The organism is Paracoccus sp. TD-10 (genome assembly GCF_048270675.1).
Lineage (GTDB): Bacteria > Pseudomonadota > Alphaproteobacteria > Rhodobacterales > Rhodobacteraceae > Paracoccus > Paracoccus pantotrophus.
Genome location: NZ_CP182418.1, coordinates 1,062,261 through 1,080,649, shown reverse-complemented (window position 1 = coordinate 1,080,649; position 18,389 = coordinate 1,062,261). Strand labels below are relative to the sequence as shown.

The following is an 18,389-nucleotide window of genomic DNA, read 5'->3' as shown; positions in this document are numbered from 1 at the left end:
CCGGGGGTGACTTTTACAGAAATCTATATGCTGACTTAAAATACAGTAGAAAGTCGGCACGGCCGGGGGCGCGGCGGACCAGGCCCGCGGCAGGGTTTCCGCCCTGCCGCTAGCCTGGGCCAGGGACGCAGGGCTTCAGTCGTCGCTGGCCGCATCGGCCGGGTTGACCATCGCCTCCAGGATCGAGGGCAGGTCGATGATGCCGACCAGCCTGTCGCCGTCGCGGACCTGCGCCTCGGACACGCCGGCCTTGGTCATGCGGCGCGCGACCAGGTCCAGCCGCGAGCGCGCCTTGACGGCAAAGCCGGGCAGCGCGCGCCCATCGGCAGCGGGGGCGGCGATGGTGCGCGCCTCGATGATGCGGCCGCGGTTCACCTCGCGCACGAACTCGGCGATATAGGCGTTGGCGGGGCGCAGCACGATCTCCTGCCCGTCGCCCACCTGCTCCATGGCGCCGTCGCGCAGGATGGCGATCTTGTCGCCGAGCCGCAGCGCCTCGTCGAGGTCATGGGTGATGAAGATGATGGTCTTGCGCAGTTCCTGCTGCAATTCCAGCAGGATCGACTGCATGTCCATGCGGATCAGCGGGTCCAGCGCCGAAAAGGCCTCGTCCATCAGCAGGATCTCGGCATCATTGGCCAGCGCCCGCGCCAGGCCCACGCGCTGCTGCATGCCGCCGGAAAGCTGGCGGGGATAGTATTCCTCGTAGCCCTGCAGGCCGACGCGGCCGATCCAGTGCCGCGCCCGCTCCTCGGCCTCGGCGATGCCGCGGATGTCCAGCCCATAGGCGACGTTGCGCAGCACGGTGCGATGCGGCAGCAGCGCGAATTTCTGGAACACCATCGCGGTCTTTTGCCGGCGGAAGTCGCGCAGCTGCGCCGGCGTCATCGTCACCACGTCCTGCCCGTCGTAAAGCACCTGCCCCGCCGTCGGCCGGATCAGCCCGTTGATATGGCGGATCAGCGTCGACTTGCCCGAACCCGACAGCCCCATGATGACCGTGATCCGGCCATGCGGGATGGTCAGGTTGATGTCTTGCAGGCCCAGGACGTGATTGTGCCGGTCGTTCAGCTCGGCCTTGGTCAGCCCGGCCTTGACCGCCTCGACATGGCGACCGGCCTCGGGGCCGAAGATCTTGTAAAGGTCGCGGATCTCGATGTCATGCATGCCCGCCTCGGTCATTTGCCCGCCTCCGTGTGCTTTTGCAGCCGCTTGCCATAGGCCTGCGTGGTGCGGTCCATGATGATGGCGATGGCGACGATGGCCAGGCCGTTCATCACCCCCATGGTGAAATATTGCTGGTTGATCGCCTGCAGCACCGGCTGGCCCAGGCCCCGCACCCCGATCATCGAGGCGACGACGACCATGGCAAGGCTCATCATGATGGTCTGGTTGACGCCCGCCATGATCGTCGGCAGCGCCAGCGGCAATTGCACGTCGCGCAGCTTCTGCCAGCTGGACGAGCCGAAGGCCTCGGCGGCCTCCAGGACGTCCGGCGCCACCTGGCGGATACCCAGGTTGGTCAGCCGGATCACCGGCGGGATGGCATAGATCACCACCGCGATCACGCCCGGCACCTTGCCCAGGCCAAAGATCATCACCACCGGGATCAGGTAGACGAAGCTCGGCATGGTCTGCATCATGTCCAGGATCGGCGTCACCAGGGCGTTCATCCGGTTCGACTGCGCCATCAGGATGCCGATGGGAATGCCCAGCACCACGGCGATCAGGGTGCAGACCGCGACCATGGCGATGGTGCGCATCGTGTCCTCCCACATGCCGAAATATCCGACCACCAGCAGGGCCAGCACCGAACCCAGCGCGATCTTCCAGCTTCGGCTGGCCAGCCAGATCGCCGCCGCCAGCACCGCCAGCACCAGGATCCAGGGCGAGCGGATCAGCAGGTTCTCGATCAGGGTCAGCAGGTCTTGCAGCGGCGCGAAGATCGCCTCCAGCGTGTCGCCCCAGGCGCGGGTGAAGTCCCGGAAGCCGCTGTCGATGGTCTGGCGCATCGCGCGCAGGCTCCCGCGGCTCATTTCCGGGAAACGGATCAGGTCCATGTCGTTCATCCTTTGGAAATGGAAATGGGCAAGACCGCGGCGGCGGCCTTGCCCGTCAGGCGCGAAGGCGCGGATTACAGGGCGGCCCTGACCTTTTCGGCCACCTCGGCGGGCACCCATTGGGTCCAGATCTCCTCGTGCCGTTCGAGGAACTCATAGGCGGCGTCCTCGTTGCTGGCCTGGTTCTCGACCATCCAGGCCAGCATCTCGTTGACGGTGTCATTGCTCCAGGCGCGGGACTTGACATAGTCCATGGCCACGCCGGCCTTGTCGGCAAATTCCCGGGTCACGGCGGTATAGACATCCGAGACCGGCCATTCCGTCACCTCCGGCTCGGCGCAATCGGGCTTGACCATGCAGCTGTCCCAGCGTTCGCGGTCGAACTCGGCCTCGAGGTCCAGCCGGGTCATCTCATACTGGCCCAGGATCGCGGTGGGTGCCCAGTAATAGCCCAGCCAGCCCTCTTTGCGGTTCGCCGCCCGCGCGATCGAGCCGTCCAGCGCCGCGGCCGAGCCGGAATCGACCAGTTCGAACCCCTTTTCCGCGGCGCCCGAGCCGACGAACTGGTTGCGGTTGATCGCCTGGCAGGCCCAGCCCGAGGGGCAGCCGAACCAGGCGCCCTTGCTGCTGTCCTCGGCGCCGGGGAACAGTTCGGGATGCTCCAGCGCGTCCGCGAGCGTGCGGATGCCATGTTCCTCGGCCAGCCAGGTCGGCACCCAGATGCCCTCGACGCCGCCATCGGACAGGATCTTCGAGGCGATGACGATCCGTCCCTCCTCGACCGCCTGGTCCAGGGGTTCCTTGACGGCATTGACCCACAGTTCGGGCGCCATATCCGGTTCGCCCTTTTCGTTCATCGAGGCGAAGGTGGGCATGGTATCGCCCGCCACCAGCCCCACGTCGCATCCGTAGCCCTCTTCAAGAATGATCTTGTCGACCCAAGCCGCCAACCCCGCCGAGGCCCAGTTCATTTCCGCGACGGTGATGCTGCCGCATTGCTCATCCGCGGCAAAGGCGGGAACGGTCAGCGCCAAGCAGGCAAGCGTGGTCGAAGCAAGAATTCTGCCCATCAAACATGATCTCCGGATTTTCAATGCGCACGCATGCCGCGGCGCAGGGCGAAACCAACCGGCGCGCGGCGCCGGTCACCTCCGCGGGTCGATTGCGACCCTGTTGCGTGGAATGGGGCATGAGCCCCGATTTCGGTGGGCGATATTATACAGTTCCGCGAGAAAAGTTCAAATCCGCATCAGGGTTTTCTGCCCGCGGGGGATTTGCGCCACCATCTCCGGGTCGGTTCGAGGGCCTGACGCAAGCCGTCGGCAGCCCACCGGACGCAACCCATCCCGATCCCCCGGGCGCTGAATCGCGCGCCGCGAATCCACCATTCAAACCGCTGGTCTGGAGGATAATGGTGGGCGACCCTGGAATCGAACCAGGCATGGGTCTCCCCGGCGGAGTTACAGTCCGCTGCCGCACCTTGCAGCACGTCGCCCGCCGAACGCTTTCGGCGTGAAGCGGTGATTATCCCGACCGTCCGGGGGCGTCAAGCAGGGAACCGCCGAAAAGTCGCACTTCCTTGCGCACCATGCCAACCCGCCGCGAAGGTTGCATTCGGCCGCGTTTTCTGCGCAGTCGAAACAGCAACCGGGAATGCGACATGGCCGAGAAACCACAGAAATCCAAGAAACCCGCCTGGGTCATCGACAAGGAACGCGCCCGCCGCGCCGCCGCGGCCGAAACGGTCTGGTTGTTCGGCCTGCATGCGGTGCGCGACGCCCTGGCCAATCCCCGCCGCGACAAGCTGCGGCTGGTGGTGACGCGCAACGCGCTGGACCGGCTGGGCCCCCTGCCCGCCGATCTCGCACCGGAGATCATCGACGCCCGCGTCTTCGACCGAACGGTGCCACTGTCGCCGGAAAGCGTCCATCAGGGCGCGGCGCTAGAGGTCAAGCCGCTGAAATGGGATAGCCTGGCCGACCTGGCGCTTACCGGGCCGGGCCGGCCGCTGCTGGTGGCGCTGGACCGGGTGACGGACCCGCATAACGTCGGCGCCATCCTGCGCTCGGCCGAGGTCTTTGGCGCGCGCGCGGTCATCGCGCCGGCGCGCCATTCCGCGCCCGAGACCGGGGCGCTGGCCAAAACTGCCTCGGGCGCGCTGGAGCGGCAGCCCTATCTGCGCGTCGTCAACCTGGCCGATACGCTGATCGAGCTGCAATCCATGGGCTATGTCGTGCTGGGCCTGGACGGCACCGGCACGGAGACCCTGCCGCAGGCGCTGGCGGAACTCTCGGGCCGGGCGATCTGCCTGGTCCTGGGCGCCGAGGGGCCCGGCCTGCGCGAACGCACGCGCGAGACCTGCGACCGCATCCTGCGCATCCCCTTCGCGGCAGATTTCGGCTCGCTCAACGTCTCGAACGCGGCGGCGGTGGCGCTTTACGCGGCTTCACAGAGTTGAGCCCAGCCTTCACATCGGCGCTAGAACCCGCCCGCCCCGGTTGAGAATCGCCAACCGATTTGCCAGATCGAAAGCAGTTCCACCAACCCCCCACGCGCCATGATTCGTCCGATTCTCGCCAGCCTGATGCTTGCCCTGCCCGTTCCGGCGGCGATGGCGCAGGATTGGGCATTGGACGGCATGGACCCGGTCTCCTATGGCACGGAAAATGCCGCGGTACCGGGGCGCACCGACCTGGTCACGGTCTGGCGCGGCCAGGCCTGGCATTTCGCCAGCGAACAGAACCGCAATCTTTTCGAGGCTAATCCAAAGGCTTATGCCCCAGGCCTTGGCGGGCTTTGCGTCCTGGCCCTGTCCGAAGGCCGATCCGAACCCGGCAATCCGCGCCATTTCGTGGTGATCGGCCAGCGCACCTATTTCCTGCGCTCCGAGCAGGCGCGTGAGCGGCTTCTTGCCGATCCGCAGCAAATCCTGATGCGCGCCAAGGCCGTCTGGGCACGCATGAATCCGTGAAATTTCACTTTTTTGCGAGCCGGGTGGAACTTTTTAGCCACGGTTCCCATTTATTTATCGAACATGACCACGGAACGGTCATGTTCAGATCACTGTCCCTCGTTCCGCGACTTGCGCCCGGCCAGACCTCTGGACCGGGCGCTTTTTCCATGCCACTTTCGGTTGAGATCTGGGGGAGGATCAGATGAACCTGGCAGTACTTCGCGACATCGGCACCTCGCCGGTCGACGACGACATTGCGCGCATCGCCCGCACGGTGCGCTGCATTGCCATCGTGGGCCTGTCGCCGAACGAGGCGCGACCATCCTGGGGCGTGGCCCGTTACCTGAAATCGCAGGGCTATCGCATCATTCCGGTCAATCCGGGCCATGCGGGCGGCACCATCCTGGACGAGCGGGTCTATCCCGACCTGCGCGCGATTCCGCCCGAGCAGGCGGTGGACATGGTGGACATCTTCCGTCGGGCCGAGGCCGTGCCCGCCATCGTCGACCAGGCGCTGGCGCATCTGCCCAGACTGGACACGATCTGGATGCAATTGGGCATCCGCCATCCGCAGGCGGCCGGCCGCGCCCGCGCCCGCGGCCTGACGGTGATCGAGGATCGCTGCCCGAAGATCGAGTTCCCGCGCTTTCTTTAAAGCCTTGAAAGCACGAGAAAGGCCCCGGTCCGGCGGATCGGGGCCTTGCCTTTGCGTCGCCGGCGATCAGAAGCCGGAATAGAGCCCTTCGTAGATCGGGCCCAGCGTGTCCACCTCGAACAGCGAGCTGACCGAAGTGCCGTTCCAGATGTTCAGAATCGCCTGGGCGAACATCGGCGCCGTCGGCACGATGCGGATGTTCGAGGCGGCCTTCACCTTCTCGGTCGGTTCGATGGAATCGGTGATCACCAGCGATTTCATCACCGAGGCCTGCACCCGCTCGACCGCCGGGCCGGAAAGGACGCCGTGGGTGATATAGGCATGCACCTCGGTCGCGCCGTGCTCGGTCAGCACCTGCGCCGCCTTGCAGAGCGTGCCGGCGGTGTCGCAGATGTCGTCGACGATGATGCAGGTCTTGCCGGTCACGTCGCCGATCACCGTCATCTCGGCCACCTCACCCGGCTTCTCGCGGCGCTTGTCGACGATGGCCAGCGGCGCGCCGATGCGCTGCGCCAGCTCCCGCGCCCGCGCCACCCCGCCCACGTCGGGCGAGATCACCATCAGATCGGACAGCCGCTCGCGGAAGTGATGCTTGATGTCCAGCGCAAAGACCGGCGCGGCATAGAGATTGTCCACCGGGATGTCGAAGAAGCCCTGGATCTGCGCCGCATGCAGGTCCAGCGTCAGCACCCGGTCCACGCCCGCCTCGGTCAGCAGGTTGGCGACCAGCTTGGCGCTGATCGGCGTGCGGGCCTTGGCGCGGCGATCCTGGCGCGCATAGCCGAAATAGGGGATGACCGCGGTGATGCGCGCCGCCGACGAACGCTTGAGCGCATCCGTCATGATCAGCAGTTCCATCAGGTTGTCATTGGCCGGGTTCGAGGTCGGCTGGATGATGAACATGTCCTCGCCGCGGACATTCTCATAGACCTCGACGAAGATCTCCTGGTCGTTGAACCGCTCGACCCGCGCCTCGACGGGGGCGACATTCATCCCGCGATGCATCGACATGCGGCGGGCGATGGCATTGGCCAGAGGCCGGTTCGCATTTCCCGCGATGAGCTTGGGTTCGGTCATGGCCGGCATGGGCTTTCCCTGTCTGGATTCGTGCGATTGCACCCCGCTTAGCACCGGGCTAGCCTGCCCGCAAACCCCGAGGACGAAACCATGGCGCATATCGACTATTACTTCGGCACCCCCAGCCCCTGGAGCTATCTCGCCGGCAACCGGCTGGAGGAAATCGCCGCCCGCCACGGGGCGACGATCACCTACAAGCCCGTCGATCTGCTGCAATTGTTCGACCGCACCGGTGGGGTGCGGCCGGCGAACCGCCACCCCTCGCGCATGGAATACCGCGCGCAGGAATTGCGGCGCTGGTCCGAACACCTGGGCATGGCGCTGAACCTGAAGCCCGCCTTCTGGCCGGTGAACCCCGCGCCTTCGTCCTATGCCATCATCGCCGCACAACAGGCGGGCGGCGGCGACCTGCCGGGGCTGGTGCAGGGCTTCCTGCGCGCCGTCTGGGCCGAGAATGCCGACATCGCCGACGACGCGGTGATCCGCCGCACGCTGGCCGCGGCGGGCTTCGACCCGGACCTGGCCGACAAGGGCCTGTTCGTCGGCGCCGAGACCTTCGGCCGCAACCTGGAACAGGCGGTCGAGGCCGGGGTCTTTGGCGCCCCCTTCTATGTGGTGCGCGAAACGGGCGAACGGTTCTGGGGCCAGGATCGGCTGGATTTCCTCGACCGGCACCTGGCAAGCCTGTGAGCGCGCTGCACCTGAGGCGCTGGCCGGGCAACGAGGACCGCCCGGCCCTGGCGCTGCATTGCATGATGGGCAACGCGGTCTATTGGGGGCCGATCGCCGAGGTGCTGCGCGACCGGGTGCGGATCAGCGCGCCGGACCTGCCCGGCCATGGGCAAAGTCCGGACTGGGACGAAGACGGGGACGCGCCGGATTACCACACCGACGTCACCCGCAAGGCCGCGGCGCTGATCGACCGGCCGCTGGACCTGATCGGCCACAGCATGGGCGCGACCGTGGCGCTGCGCATCGCCGTCGCCGCCCCCGAAGCGGTGCGCAGCCTGACCCTGATCGAGCCGGTGCTGTTCGCCGCCGCCCCCGAGCCGCTGAACGACGCGCTGATGGAGGATGTCGCGGCCCGGCTTGCCGCCGGAGAGGATGCCGAGGCGGCACGCGCCTTTCTGGGCGTCTGGGGCGGGCTCGACTGGGAGTCGCAGACCGCCGCGGGCAAAGCGCGGCTCGCGCGGCAGATCCACCTGGTCCAGGCCAGCAACCAGGCGCTGCGCCAAGACAGCGCCAATATCCTGCGGGAAGGCGGGCTGGAGGCCATCGACGCGCCGGTGCTGATCGTCATGGGCGAGGATTCGCCCGCCGTGATCCCGGCCATCGCCGATGCGCTGGCAGCGCGGCTGCCCGATGTCGGGCGCGCCCGCGTTCCCGGCGCCGGCCATATGCTGCCGATCACCCATCCGCGGCAGGTGGCCGAACTGATCGCGCTGAACCTGGACCAGGCCTGAGCAGGGTCAGTCCAGATCCCAGTCGTCCGCGTGTCGCAGGGGACCGATGGCCATCCAGCTGGCGCGGACGCGCGCGACGCGGGTATCGCCCCAGGTGCTGAATTGCAGCTCGAACCCTTCGGCGGTGATGTTCACCGCCTGAATATCGGCGCGCTGGTTGGCGGTGCTGTCCACATCCCACATGCTCAGCGAGACATGCACCACCGGCGGCTCGACGAAATGTTCGTCGAAGCGCACGGATCGCACTTCCACCCGCGGTCCATGCCCGGTCCACATCGGCCCGCCGCTCTCGAAAGCCGAAAACATCTCGGTCGAGCCATTGGCGACACCGACGGCGAAATATCCGAAACGTCGCACCCCTTCCCCCCTCCCCACGCCATGACAAACGATGGCGCAGAACAGATAAAGCCCCGGAAAACCGGGGCTTACCATCCTTTTTTGTCAATCCCGGTTAATGCGGGAAATTCGCCTGGTTCGGATCAAGCCCGATATGCGTGCCGAGCGCCTCCATGTCGGCCAGGAGCTTGACCGCCGCGGCGACCAGTTCCTCGCCGGCGGATTCGCGCTCCTTGGCGACTTCGACGCGACGACGGGCCTGGGCCATCATCTCGTTGAAGACCTCCTGCGTCATCTCGGCACGGGGATGCCCGCGTTCGGCCAGCAGGGTGACGGAGTCGTTGTTGATCTCGGCGAAGCCGCCGGTCACCGCGAATTCCGTCTCGGACCCGTCGCCCGCCACCACGGTCACCAGACCGGGGCGCAGGTTGACGATGGCCGGCGCATGGCCGGGCATCGCCGTCAGGTCGCCATCGGCGCCGGGCAGGCGCACCTCGCGCACCGGGACGGAAACCAGGTTCCGTTCCGGCGAGACGAGGTCGAACTGCATCGTGTCGGCCATGTCGCCCCCTTACGCCGCGTCAGCGGCGAGACGCTGAGCCTTGGCTTTCACTTCCTCGATGCCGCCGACCATGTAGAAGGCCGCCTCGGGCAGGTGATCGTATTCGCCGGCCACGACCGCCTTGAACGACTTGATCGTATCCTCCAGCGGCACCTGCACCCCGTCCGAGCCGGTAAAGACCTTGGCCACGTCGAAGGGCTGCGACAGGAAACGCTGGATCTTCCGGGCGCGGGCCACGGTCAGCTTGTCCTCTTCCGACAGTTCGTCCATGCCGAGAATGGCGATGATGTCCTGCAGCGACTTGTATTTCTGCAGGATGCCCTGGACGTCGCGGGCGACCTGGTAATGCTCTTCGCCGACGATCGCCGGATCGAGGATCCGCGAGTTCGAGTCGAGCGGGTCCACGGCCGGGTAGATGCCCAGTTCCGAGATGGCGCGCGACAGAACCGTCGTGGCGTCCAGGTGGGCAAAGGTCGTGGCCGGGGCCGGGTCGGTCAAGTCGTCGGCCGGAACGTAGACGGCCTGGATCGAGGTGATCGAGCCGTTCTTGGTCGAGGTGATGCGCTCCTGCATCGCGCCCATGTCGGTGGCCAGCGTCGGCTGGTAGCCCACGGCCGAGGGGATGCGGCCCAGAAGCGCCGACACTTCCGAACCCGCCTGGGTGAAGCGGAAGATGTTGTCGACGAAGAACAGAACGTCGGTGCCGGTCGCGTCGCGGAACTGCTCGGCCAGGGTCAGGCCGGTCAGCGCCACGCGCATCCGCGCCCCCGGAGGCTCGTTCATCTGGCCATAGACCAGCGCCACCTGCGATTGCGCCAGGTTGTCCGGCTTGATGACGCCCGATTCCACCATCTCGTGATAGAGGTCATTGCCCTCGCGGGTCCGCTCGCCGACGCCCGCGAAGACCGAATAGCCCGAGTGCACCTTGGCGATGTTGTTGATCAGTTCCATGATCAGAACCGTCTTGCCGACGCCGGCGCCGCCGAACAGGCCGATCTTGCCGCCCTTGGAATAGGGGGCCAGCAGGTCGATGACCTTGATGCCCGTCACCAGGATCTCGGAGGCGGTCGCCTGGGCGGCGAAGTCCGGGGCCGGCTGGTGGATGGCGCGGGTCTGGGTCGCCTCGACCGGGCCGCCTTCGTCGACTGGCTCGCCGACCACGTTCAGGATGCGGCCCAGGGTCGCATCGCCGACCGGGACGGTGATCGGGCCGCCGGTGTCGCGCACCGGCAGGCCGCGGACCAGACCTTCGGTCGCGTCCATGGCGATGGTGCGGACGGTGTTCTCGCCCAGGTGCTGGGCCACTTCCAGCACCAGGCGCTTGCCGTTGTTCTCGGTTTCCAGAGCGTTCAGAATCGCAGGAAGCTGGCCGTCGAACTGCACGTCGACGACGGCGCCGATCACCTGCGTGATTTTTCCATTGGCCTCTGCCATGTCTCTACCTCTACGTGTCAGAGCGCCTCTGCGCCCGAGATGATTTCAATCAGTTCCTTGGTGATCGCGGCCTGACGCGAGCGGTTGTATTCCGTCGTCAGCCTGTCGATCATGTCGCCGGCATTGCGCGTGGCGTTGTCCATGGCGGTCATCCGCGCGCCCTGTTCGGACGCGGCATTCTCCAGCAGCGCCGCAAAGACCTGCGTCGCCACCGAGCGCGGCAGAAGGTCGTTCAGGATCGCGCTTTCATCCGGCTCGTAATCGTAGAGCGCCGAGGCCGCGGCCTCGCCCTCCTCGACCACGGCGGGGATGATCTGCCTTGCGGTCGGAACCTGGCTGATCACCGTTTCGAAGCGGTTGTAGAACAGCGTCGCCACGTCGAACTCGCCGGCGTCGAAGCGGTCGAGGATCTCGTCCGCGATCTGGCGCGCGTTCTCGTAGCCGATGCGCTTGACCTCGCTCATGTCGACGTGATGGACAAAGAGGTCGCTGTATTCGCGCTTCAGCTGCTCGCGGCCCTTCTTGCCGACGGTCAGGATCGACACCTGCTTGCCCTGCGCCTGCAACTCCTGCAGGCGCAGGCGGGCGAGCTTGACGATGGACGAGTTGAACCCGCCCGCAAGCCCGCGCTCCGAGGTCATCACCACCAGCAGGTGACGGCGGTCTTCGCCGGTCCCCGCCAGCAGCCGCGGCGCCATGTCCGAGCCCGCCGCCGCAGCGGTCAGCCCGGCCATCACCGAGGCCATCCGGTCGGCATAGGGACGCGCAGCCTCCGCCGCTTCCTGCGCGCGGCGCAGTTTCGCGGCGGCGACCATCTGCATCGCCTTGGTGATCTTGCGCGTGTTCTTGACGCTGCCGATCCGGTTCTTGAGATCCTTGAGGCTGGGCATCTATCCCTCCTCTCAGGCGTAGGTCTTGGCGTAGCCGTCCAGCGCTGCCTTGATCGCATCCTCAAGCTCGCCCGCCACCTTGCGGTCGTTCCTGGTCATGTCCTCAAGCAGATCGGCCTTCTGGTTGCGCAGATACTGGATCAGCCCCTGCTCCCATTTGGTCACGTCGCGGACCGGGATGCCGTCCAGGTAGCCCTTGGTGCCGGCATAGATGACGATGACGATCTCGGCATTGGTCAGCGGCGAGTATTGCGGCTGCTTCATCAGCTCGGTCAGGCGGGCGCCGCGGTTCAAGAGCTTCTGCGTCGCCGCGTCGAGATCCGAACCGAACTGCGCGAAGGCCGCCATCTCGCGATATTGCGCCAGTTCCAGCTTGACCGGGCCGGCGACCGATTTCATCGCCTTGGTCTGGGCGGCGGAGCCCACGCGCGACACCGAAAGGCCGGTGTTCACGGCCGGGCGGATGCCCTGGAAGAACAGCTCGGTTTCCAGGAAGATCTGGCCGTCGGTGATCGAGATCACGTTGGTCGGGATATAGGCCGACACGTCGCCCGCTTGCGTTTCGATGATCGGCAGCGCGGTCAGCGAGCCGGCGCCATTGGCCTCGTTCAGCTTGGCCGAACGCTCCAGCAGGCGCGAATGCAGGTAGAACACGTCGCCCGGATAGGCTTCGCGCCCCGGCGGACGGCGCAGCAAGAGCGACATCTGGCGATAGGCCACGGCCTGCTTGGACAGGTCGTCATAGATGATCAGCGCATCCATGCCGTTATCGCGGAAATATTCGCCCATGGCGGTGGCCGAATAGGGCGCCAGATACTGCATCGGCGCCGGGTCCGAGGCGGTCGCGGCCACGACGGTGGTGTAGGCCATGGCGCCGGTCTCTTCCAGCTTCTTCACCAGCTGGGCCACGGTCGAGCGCTTCTGGCCGACGGCGACATAGATGCAGTGCAGGGTCTTCATGCCATCGGCCTCGCGGCCGTTGTAGTTCGCCTGGTTCAGGATGGTGTCCAGCGCGATGGCGGTCTTGCCGGTCTGGCGGTCGCCGATGATCAGCTCGCGCTGGCCGCGGCCGACCGGGATCATGGCATCCACCGATTTCAGGCCGGTCGCCATCGGCTCGTGCACCGATTTGCGCGGCATGATGCCGGGGGCCTTCACGTCGGCGATGCGGCGCTCGGAGGCGTTCAGCGGGCCCTTGCCGTCGATCGGGTTGCCCAGCGCGTCGACGACGCGGCCCAGCAGTTCCTTGCCGGCGGGGACTTCCACGATGGCGCCGGTGCGCTTGACGGTGTCGCCTTCCTTGATGTCGCGGTCGTCGCCGAAGATCACGACGCCGACGTTGTCGGTTTCAAGGTTCAGCACCATGCCGCGGATGCCGCCCGGGAATTCGACCATCTCGCCGGCCTGAACCTTGTCCAGGCCATAGACGCGGGCGATGCCGTCACCGACGGACAGCACCTGCCCGACCTCGGCCACCTCGGCGTCCTGACCGAAATTCTTGATCTGATCCTTGAGGATGGCCGAGATTTCGGCTGCCTGGATTCCCATTATCCGACCTCTTTCATAGCATTCTGGAGGGAGGCGAGCTTCGAGCGGATCGAGCTGTCGATCATCTGCGAGCCCAGTTTGACGATCATGCCGCCGATGAGGCTGTCATCGACACGCGCGTTCAGTTTCACCTTCTTGCCCGATTTCGCGGCCAGCGTATCCGCAAGGCGGGCTTTCTGTTCGTCCGTCAGCGCCTGGGCGCTGACCACGTCGGCGGTGACTTCGCCCTTCGCATCGGCGATCAGGCTGCGCAGCTTGGCCAGCAGTTGCGGCAGGGCGAACAGCCGGCGGTTGCGGGCCATCAGGCGCAGCGTGTTGGCCAGTTCGGGCGAAAGCCCCATGCGGCCGGCAAGCGCGCCGATCGCAGTTTCCTGCTGCTGGCGGTCGTAGAGGGGCGAGAGGGTCAGATCGCGCAGATCCTGGCTGGCGTCATAGGCCGAGGCCAGATCGTCGATCTGGGCGGACAGGGCGTCGATGCCGCCCGAGTCCCTGACCAGATCGAACAGGGCCTGCGCGTAACGCCCGGCGATATCAGCGGAAATCGAAGCGGAATTGGCCACGGTCATCCTTCCGGTTAGCGCAAGCTCCGCAGGCGGGCCGGCGGGCGGGCCGGTCTGTCGCGGAGCGCGGGTCAAGGGCGGGCCCTGGCACAATCCGGCTGAGGCCTTCCCGAAATCTGCGGCGTCTCTAGCAGGTGATTTTCCCTGCCGCAACCGCCTTGAACACGGAAAAATGAGCGTTTGCGGCCCTTGGCCGAGGACCGGCTGCGACCGATTGCGCAAACAGCCCGTCCGCCCGGTCGCCGGCGCCTGCGCAGAACCGCGATGCGGCGCAGGCAGGCGGGGGGATTCGCCCGGCGGCGGTCGGCCCGCCCGCCCCGCTCAGCCCGGACCCCGCGCGGTGCGCCCGGCCCCCTGTCCCGCCGGCTGCGGCCGGGCGATGCCGCCCAGCACGTCGAGCGGGCTGGGCACGCTGACGCGCCGCCCCGGCCCGGCCGGCGCCTGCACCTGCTTGCTGAACTCGGTCAGCACCACGCCCGCGACCAGAACCTGGCTGATGCGCAGCCCGGCGCGCTCCCACATCTGCGCGCTTTTCAGCCAGAACCGCCGATCCGAGGGCGGGATGTAGAGCGCGGCCCCCGTGCGCTCGGTCACGAAGCCCGCCTCGCGGGCCTGCATCTCCAGCTGCCCCGCGGTATAGCTGCGCCCGAAGCCGAAGGGCGTCGTCTCGGACCGCGCCCACAGCCCGGCACGGTTCGGCACCATGATCAAAAGCCGTCCGCCCGGCCCCAGCACGCGCCAGGCCTCGTCCAGCAGGACGAAGGGATGGTCCGCCGTCTCCAGCGCGTGCAGCAGCACCAGCCGGTCCACGCTGCCGGTATCCAGCGGCCAGGCCGTCTCCTCGCACAGGACCGAGCAGTTGGGCATTCCCGTCGGCCAGGCCATCACCCCCTGCGGCCCCGGCATCAGCGAAATGACCCGCCGCGCCCGCGCCAGCCAGGGCCGCAGCAGCGGCGCGGCGAAGCCATAGCCGGCCACGGTCATGCCCTGCGCCTGATCGGGCGGCCACAGCCCGGTCAGCCGGTCGCGCAGCACGCGCTGGACCACCCGGCCCAGGGGACGGTTGTAATAGAATTTCCGCAGCTCATAGACGTCGTGATGCATTGCGCCTCCGGCCTCGCGAGGCCAGACTGCGGCAAAGAAAGGAATTTGCCAATGCCGCTGGAACTCGTGCCTGTCCGCTGCCTGACCGACAACTATGCCTGGCTCGTGCATGGCAACGGCCGGACCGCGCTGGTCGATGCGCCCGAGGCCGCGCCCATCCTGGCGGAACTGGCGGCGCGCGGCTGGTCGCTGGACCAGATCGCGCTGACCCACCACCATGCCGACCACATCCAGGCCGTGCCCGAACTGGTCGCGCAGACCGGCGCCGCGGTGATCGGCAACGCCCGGGATGCCGCCCGGCTGCCGCCGCTGGACCAGGCCGTGCGGCCCGGCGAACGCTTCGCGCTTTGCGGCGAAGCAGCCGAGGTGATCGACGTTCCCGGCCATACCATCGGCCATGTCGCCTTCCACCTGCCCGGCCCGGCCATGGTCTTCACCGCCGACAGCCTGATGGCGCTCGGCTGCGGCCGGCTGTTCGAGGGTAATGCCGAGACGATGTGGGCCAGCCTCTCACGCCTGAACGCCCTGCCGGCGGAAACGCTGGTCTGCTCGGGACATGATTATTGCCGCGGCAACGGCGCCTTCGCCCTATCGGTCGATCCGGGCAATGCCGCGCTGCGCGAAAGGCTGGCCGAAACCGCGGCCGGCACCCGGCCCTGCGCCCCCTCGACCCTGGCCGAGGAACGCGCGACCAATCCCTTCCTGCGGGTGGCCGAACTGGCCGATTCCCTTGGCTTGGCAGGGGCTTCCGAGGCCGCGGTCTTTGCCGAGCTGCGCGCCAGGAAGGATCGGTTCTGAGGTGTTTTCGCAACGCAGCAAGAGCAAGACGCCCCAGGCGCATCCCGGCCGCGCCGGTGCAATCTGCGGGGGCGGCATGCTTGAAATTCGGCCAAGGAACATCACATCTGCCTTAACCGCGGGAAATTCGGCAGGGGCGGACGCAAATACCGCTTGAACTGCGCGAGAATCCACCAAATCTTAACTGTATCGTGACAGTCTGGTCAGGTGGACCGCTAAATCTGGCGGCCCATACCGCCAGCCGACTGACAGGAGCTTGAAGTGCCGTCCTTTTCGACCTCGCTGGAACAGGCCATCCATGCCGCGCTCGCGCTGGCCAACGAACATCGCCATGAGCTTGCCACGCTTGAACACCTCCTGCTCGCGCTGACGGAAGAACCTGATGCCGTGAAGGTGATGCGCGCGTGCAATGTCGATCTGGACGAGTTGCGCCGCATGCTGGTCGAGTTCATCGAGGACGACCTTTCGACCCTCATCACCGATGTCGAGGGTTCTGAGGCCGTCCCCACCGCCGCCTTCCAGCGCGTGATCCAGCGCGCCGCGATCCATGTGCAAAGCTCGGGCCGGACCGAGGTGACGGGGGCGAACGTCCTGGTCGCCATCTTCGCCGAGCGCGAATCCAACGCCGCCTTCTTCCTGCAGGAACTGGACATGACGCGCTATGACGCGGTGAATTTCATCGCCCATGGCGTCGCCAAGAACCCTTCCTTCTCGGAAAACCGCCCGGTCCAGGGCGCCGAGCAGCAGGCCGAGCAGGCCCAGGTCGAAACCGCCCAGCCCAAGGACGAATCCGCGCTGGCGAAATATTGCGTCGACCTGAACAAGAAGGCCGCCAAGGGCGATGTCGATCCGCTGATCGGCCGCGCCGACGAGGTGGAACGCTGCATCCAGGTGCTGTGCCGGCGTCGCAAGAACAACCCGCTGCTGGTCGGCGATCCCGGCGTCGGCAAGACCGCCATCGCCGAGGGGCTGGCGCTCAAGATCACCCGCGGCGAGACGCCGGACGTGCTGGCCGGCTCGACCATCTTCTCGCTCGACATGGGCGCGCTTCTGGCCGGCACCCGCTATCGCGGCGATTTCGAGGAACGGCTGAAGGCGGTGGTCAAGGAACTGGAGGACCATCCCGACGCCATCCTCTTCATCGACGAGATCCATACGGTGATCGGCGCGGGCGCCACCTCGGGCGGCGCCATGGACGCCTCCAACCTGCTCAAGCCGGCCTTGGCCGGCGGCAAGCTGCGCTGCATGGGCTCGACCACCTACAAGGAGTTCCGCCAGCATTTCGAAAAGGACCGCGCGCTCTCGCGCCGCTTCCAGAAGATCGACGTGAACGAGCCGACCGTGCCCGACACGATCAAGATCCTGATGGGGCTGAAGCCCAGCTTCGAAAAGCATCACGACCTGCGCTATACCAATGACGCGATCAAGATGGCGGTCGAACTGTCGGCGCGCTACATCCACGACCGCAAGCTGCCCGACAAGGCCATCGACGTGATCGACGAGGCCGGCGCGGCGCAACACCTGGTCGCGGAAAGCAAGCGCCGCAAGACCATCGGCCCGAAGGAGATCGAGGCGGTGGTGGCCAAGATCGCCCGCATCCCGCCGAAAAGCGTCTCCAAGGACGATGCCGCGGTGCTCAAGGATCTGGACGCGACGCTGAAGCGGCTGGTCTTCGGCCAGGACGCGGCGATCGAGGCGCTGTCCTCGGCGATCAAGCTGGCGCGGGCCGGCCTGCGCGAGCCCGAAAAGCCGATCGGCAACTATCTCTTCGCCGGCCCCACCGGCGTCGGCAAGACCGAGGTGGCCAAGCAGCTCGCCTCGACGCTGGGGGTGGAACTGCTGCGCTTCGACATGTCGGAATACATGGAAAAGCACGCAGTCAGCCGGCTGATCGGCGCGCCTCCGGGCTATGTCGGCTTCGACCAGGGCGGGCTTCTGACCGATGGGGTGGACCAGCATCCGCATTGCGTGCTGCTGCTCGACGAGATCGAAAAGGCGCATCCGGATGTCTATAACATCCTGCTTCAGGTCATGGACCACGGCAAGCTCACCGACCATAACGGCCGCCAGGTGGATTTCCGCAACGTGATCCTGATCATGACCTCGAACGCGGGCGCGGCGGACCAGGCCAAGGCCGCCTTCGGCTTCGGCCGCGAGCGGCGCGAGGGTGAGGATACCGCCGCCATCGAGCGCACCTTCACGCCGGAATTCCGCAACCGGCTGGATGCGGTGATCAGCTTCGCGCCGCTCTCGCGCGAGATCATCGTGCAGGTGGTCGAGAAATTCGTCCTCCAGCTCGAGGCCCAGCTGATCGACCGCGGCGTCCATATCGAACTGAGCCCCGAGGCCGCCGACTGGCTGGCCGAACGCGGCTATGACGAGAAGATGGGCGCACGCCCCCTGGGCCGGGTGATCCAGGAAACGATCAAGAAGCCGCTGGCCGAGGAGCTGCTGTTCGGCCGGCTGACCAAGGGCGGCGTGGTCCGGGTGCGGATCGAGGACGACAAGCCCGTCTTCGACATCACCGGCCCCGAGACGCCCAGGATCAGCAACTCCAAGCCGCCGCTCTTGACGGCCGACTGATCCGGACCCGAAGGGCGGCGCCACCACGACGCCGCCCTTTTTCTTTCGGCCGGCCTAGCGGGGCGGGCTTGCATGCCCTTGCCAGCCAACGGCCGCCGGCAGGGCTTCGGTTATCGGCCTGGCTGCCTTCCGCACGCCTGCCAGCCGACCGCGCCGAGAGCCCCCCTTTCACTGGCCAAGAATACCCTTGCCGGGGCGTTCAGCCGGTTCGGAAACGAAGCCGCCACCTCCAGGTCAGCCCAGGCCCGATGTCCCGCAGGCAGGGGCGGTTCCGCAAAATCCCCCGCACGCTCGCCGCATCCCTTGTCTCCGGACGCCGCACATGGGTTCGCCCAGCGGGCCTGGCCTCGGCACGCCCTGCTTCTT

The 18,389-nt window shown here is 66.8% G+C and carries 18 protein-coding genes and 1 tRNA gene; 7 read left to right on the top strand and 12 right to left on the bottom strand.

The annotated features are described in order from the left end of the window. Window positions 1-135: 135 nt before the first annotated feature. The 4 genes from ACNKFW_RS05305 to ACNKFW_RS05290 form a co-directional block, all read right to left on the bottom strand. On the bottom strand, window positions 136-1,182 hold the full coding sequence (locus ACNKFW_RS05305; protein ID WP_418024805.1) for a quaternary amine ABC transporter ATP-binding protein: 1,047 nt from the start codon (window positions 1,180-1,182) through the stop codon (window positions 136-138). Beyond that, window positions 1,179-2,060 carry an ABC transporter permease gene (locus ACNKFW_RS05300; protein ID WP_024846074.1) on the bottom strand — a complete coding sequence of 294 codons (882 nt, stop codon included), beginning with the start codon at window positions 2,058-2,060 and terminating at the stop codon, window positions 1,179-1,181. The genes ACNKFW_RS05305 and ACNKFW_RS05300 overlap by 4 nt, the downstream gene beginning before the upstream one ends. A 74-nt stretch (window positions 2,061-2,134) precedes the next feature. Beyond that, window positions 2,135-3,130: an ABC transporter substrate-binding protein gene (locus ACNKFW_RS05295; protein ID WP_024846073.1), complete on the bottom strand. Its 996-nt coding sequence runs from the start codon at window positions 3,128-3,130 to the stop codon at window positions 2,135-2,137. A gap of 342 nt (window positions 3,131-3,472) precedes the next feature. Beyond that, window positions 3,473-3,556: transfer RNA gene (locus ACNKFW_RS05290), tRNA-Tyr, on the bottom strand. A 164-nt stretch (window positions 3,557-3,720) separates the two neighbouring features. Here ACNKFW_RS05290 and rlmB point away from each other — a divergent pair. The 3 genes from rlmB (at window position 3,721) to ACNKFW_RS05275 (ending at window position 5,668) form a co-directional block, all read left to right on the top strand. Beyond that, on the top strand, window positions 3,721-4,518 hold the full coding sequence (gene rlmB, locus ACNKFW_RS05285; protein WP_024845130.1) for a 23S rRNA (guanosine(2251)-2'-O)-methyltransferase RlmB: 798 nt from the start codon (window positions 3,721-3,723) through the stop codon (window positions 4,516-4,518). A gap of 99 nt (window positions 4,519-4,617) precedes the next feature. Next, window positions 4,618-5,031 carry a YHS domain-containing (seleno)protein gene (locus tag ACNKFW_RS05280; RefSeq protein WP_024845129.1) on the top strand — a complete coding sequence of 138 codons (414 nt, stop codon included), beginning with the start codon at window positions 4,618-4,620 and terminating at the stop codon, window positions 5,029-5,031. 184 nt (window positions 5,032-5,215) lie between these two features. Beyond that, a complete protein-coding gene (locus tag ACNKFW_RS05275) occupies window positions 5,216-5,668 on the top strand; it encodes a CoA-binding protein (protein ID WP_024845128.1) in 453 nt (150 codons plus the stop codon). Window positions 5,669-5,734: 66 nt separating this feature from the next. Here ACNKFW_RS05275 and ACNKFW_RS05270 read toward each other — a convergent pair whose 3' ends face one another. Beyond that, window positions 5,735-6,754: a ribose-phosphate pyrophosphokinase gene (locus ACNKFW_RS05270; RefSeq protein ID WP_024845127.1), complete on the bottom strand. Its 1,020-nt coding sequence runs from the start codon at window positions 6,752-6,754 to the stop codon at window positions 5,735-5,737. Between the two features lie 81 nt (window positions 6,755-6,835). Here ACNKFW_RS05270 and ACNKFW_RS05265 point away from each other — a divergent pair, with 81 nt between their 5' ends. Next, window positions 6,836-7,435: a 2-hydroxychromene-2-carboxylate isomerase gene (locus ACNKFW_RS05265; RefSeq protein WP_024845126.1), complete on the top strand. Its 600-nt coding sequence runs from the start codon at window positions 6,836-6,838 to the stop codon at window positions 7,433-7,435. Beyond that, window positions 7,432-8,208 (top strand): alpha/beta fold hydrolase, encoded by a 777-nt coding sequence (locus ACNKFW_RS05260; RefSeq protein WP_147427761.1) that lies wholly within the window; start codon window positions 7,432-7,434, stop codon window positions 8,206-8,208. The genes ACNKFW_RS05265 and ACNKFW_RS05260 overlap by 4 nt, the downstream gene beginning before the upstream one ends. A gap of 6 nt (window positions 8,209-8,214) precedes the next feature. Here the strand turns inward: ACNKFW_RS05260 and ACNKFW_RS05255 are convergent, their stop codons facing one another. The 7 genes from ACNKFW_RS05255 to ACNKFW_RS05225 all read right to left on the bottom strand — a co-directional run bounded on the left by ACNKFW_RS05255 (window position 8,215) and on the right by ACNKFW_RS05225 (window position 14,642). Beyond that, window positions 8,215-8,565, bottom strand: coding sequence for an H-type lectin domain-containing protein (locus ACNKFW_RS05255; RefSeq protein ID WP_024845124.1), 351 nt, complete (start codon window positions 8,563-8,565; stop codon window positions 8,215-8,217). A 94-nt stretch (window positions 8,566-8,659) separates the two neighbouring features. Beyond that, entirely contained in the window at window positions 8,660-9,106 is a 447-nt protein-coding gene (locus ACNKFW_RS05250) for a F0F1 ATP synthase subunit epsilon (protein WP_024845123.1), read from the bottom strand. 9 nt (window positions 9,107-9,115) lie between these two features. Continuing rightward, window positions 9,116-10,540, bottom strand: a complete 1,425-nt coding sequence (gene atpD, locus ACNKFW_RS05245; RefSeq protein WP_024845122.1) for a F0F1 ATP synthase subunit beta — start codon at window positions 10,538-10,540, stop codon at window positions 9,116-9,118. A 17-nt stretch (window positions 10,541-10,557) separates the two neighbouring features. Beyond that, window positions 10,558-11,430, bottom strand: coding sequence for a F0F1 ATP synthase subunit gamma (locus ACNKFW_RS05240; protein ID WP_024845121.1), 873 nt, complete (start codon window positions 11,428-11,430; stop codon window positions 10,558-10,560). Window positions 11,431-11,442: 12 nt separating this feature from the next. After that, window positions 11,443-12,978 carry a F0F1 ATP synthase subunit alpha gene (gene atpA, locus ACNKFW_RS05235; RefSeq protein WP_024845120.1) on the bottom strand — a complete coding sequence of 512 codons (1,536 nt, stop codon included), beginning with the start codon at window positions 12,976-12,978 and terminating at the stop codon, window positions 11,443-11,445. Then, the gene (locus ACNKFW_RS05230; protein WP_024845119.1) at window positions 12,978-13,544 is read right to left on the bottom strand and encodes a F0F1 ATP synthase subunit delta; all 567 of its coding nucleotides are present in this window, start codon (window positions 13,542-13,544) and stop codon (window positions 12,978-12,980) included. The genes atpA and ACNKFW_RS05230 overlap by 1 nt, the downstream gene beginning before the upstream one ends. A 315-nt stretch (window positions 13,545-13,859) precedes the next feature. Continuing rightward, the gene (locus ACNKFW_RS05225) at window positions 13,860-14,642 is read right to left on the bottom strand and encodes a methyltransferase domain-containing protein (protein WP_024845118.1); all 783 of its coding nucleotides are present in this window, start codon (window positions 14,640-14,642) and stop codon (window positions 13,860-13,862) included. A 51-nt stretch (window positions 14,643-14,693) separates the two neighbouring features. Between ACNKFW_RS05225 and gloB the strand changes: the two genes are divergently transcribed. Both gloB and clpA read left to right on the top strand, forming a co-directional pair. Next, window positions 14,694-15,440, top strand: a complete 747-nt coding sequence (gene gloB / locus ACNKFW_RS05220) for a hydroxyacylglutathione hydrolase (RefSeq protein ID WP_024845117.1) — start codon at window positions 14,694-14,696, stop codon at window positions 15,438-15,440. Window positions 15,441-15,701: 261 nt separating this feature from the next. Next, a complete protein-coding gene (gene clpA, locus ACNKFW_RS05215) occupies window positions 15,702-18,023 on the top strand; it encodes an ATP-dependent Clp protease ATP-binding subunit ClpA (RefSeq protein WP_024845116.1) in 2,322 nt (773 codons plus the stop codon). Window positions 18,024-18,389: the final 366 nt, after the last annotated feature.

Coding starts and splice junctions, on each gene's coding strand:
- ACNKFW_RS05305 (WP_418024805.1), bottom strand. CDS start 1,182: ATGACCGAGGCGGGCATGCATGACATCGAGATCCGCGACCTTTACAAG.
- ACNKFW_RS05300 (WP_024846074.1), bottom strand. CDS start 2,060: ATGGACCTGATCCGTTTCCCGGAAATGAGCCGCGGGAGCCTGCGCGCG.
- ACNKFW_RS05295 (WP_024846073.1), bottom strand. CDS start 3,130: ATGGGCAGAATTCTTGCTTCGACCACGCTTGCCTGCTTGGCGCTGACC.
- rlmB (WP_024845130.1), top strand. CDS start 3,721: ATGGCCGAGAAACCACAGAAATCCAAGAAACCCGCCTGGGTCATCGAC.
- ACNKFW_RS05280 (WP_024845129.1), top strand. CDS start 4,618: ATGATTCGTCCGATTCTCGCCAGCCTGATGCTTGCCCTGCCCGTTCCG.
- ACNKFW_RS05275 (WP_024845128.1), top strand. CDS start 5,216: ATGAACCTGGCAGTACTTCGCGACATCGGCACCTCGCCGGTCGACGAC.
- ACNKFW_RS05270 (WP_024845127.1), bottom strand. CDS start 6,754: ATGCCGGCCATGACCGAACCCAAGCTCATCGCGGGAAATGCGAACCGG.
- ACNKFW_RS05265 (WP_024845126.1), top strand. CDS start 6,836: ATGGCGCATATCGACTATTACTTCGGCACCCCCAGCCCCTGGAGCTAT.
- ACNKFW_RS05250 (WP_024845123.1), bottom strand. CDS start 9,106: ATGGCCGACACGATGCAGTTCGACCTCGTCTCGCCGGAACGGAACCTG.
- atpD (WP_024845122.1), bottom strand. CDS start 10,540: ATGGCAGAGGCCAATGGAAAAATCACGCAGGTGATCGGCGCCGTCGTC.
- ACNKFW_RS05240 (WP_024845121.1), bottom strand. CDS start 11,430: ATGCCCAGCCTCAAGGATCTCAAGAACCGGATCGGCAGCGTCAAGAAC.
- atpA (WP_024845120.1), bottom strand. CDS start 12,978: ATGGGAATCCAGGCAGCCGAAATCTCGGCCATCCTCAAGGATCAGATC.
- ACNKFW_RS05230 (WP_024845119.1), bottom strand. CDS start 13,544: ATGACCGTGGCCAATTCCGCTTCGATTTCCGCTGATATCGCCGGGCGT.
- ACNKFW_RS05225 (WP_024845118.1), bottom strand. CDS start 14,642: ATGCATCACGACGTCTATGAGCTGCGGAAATTCTATTACAACCGTCCC.
- gloB (WP_024845117.1), top strand. CDS start 14,694: ATGCCGCTGGAACTCGTGCCTGTCCGCTGCCTGACCGACAACTATGCC.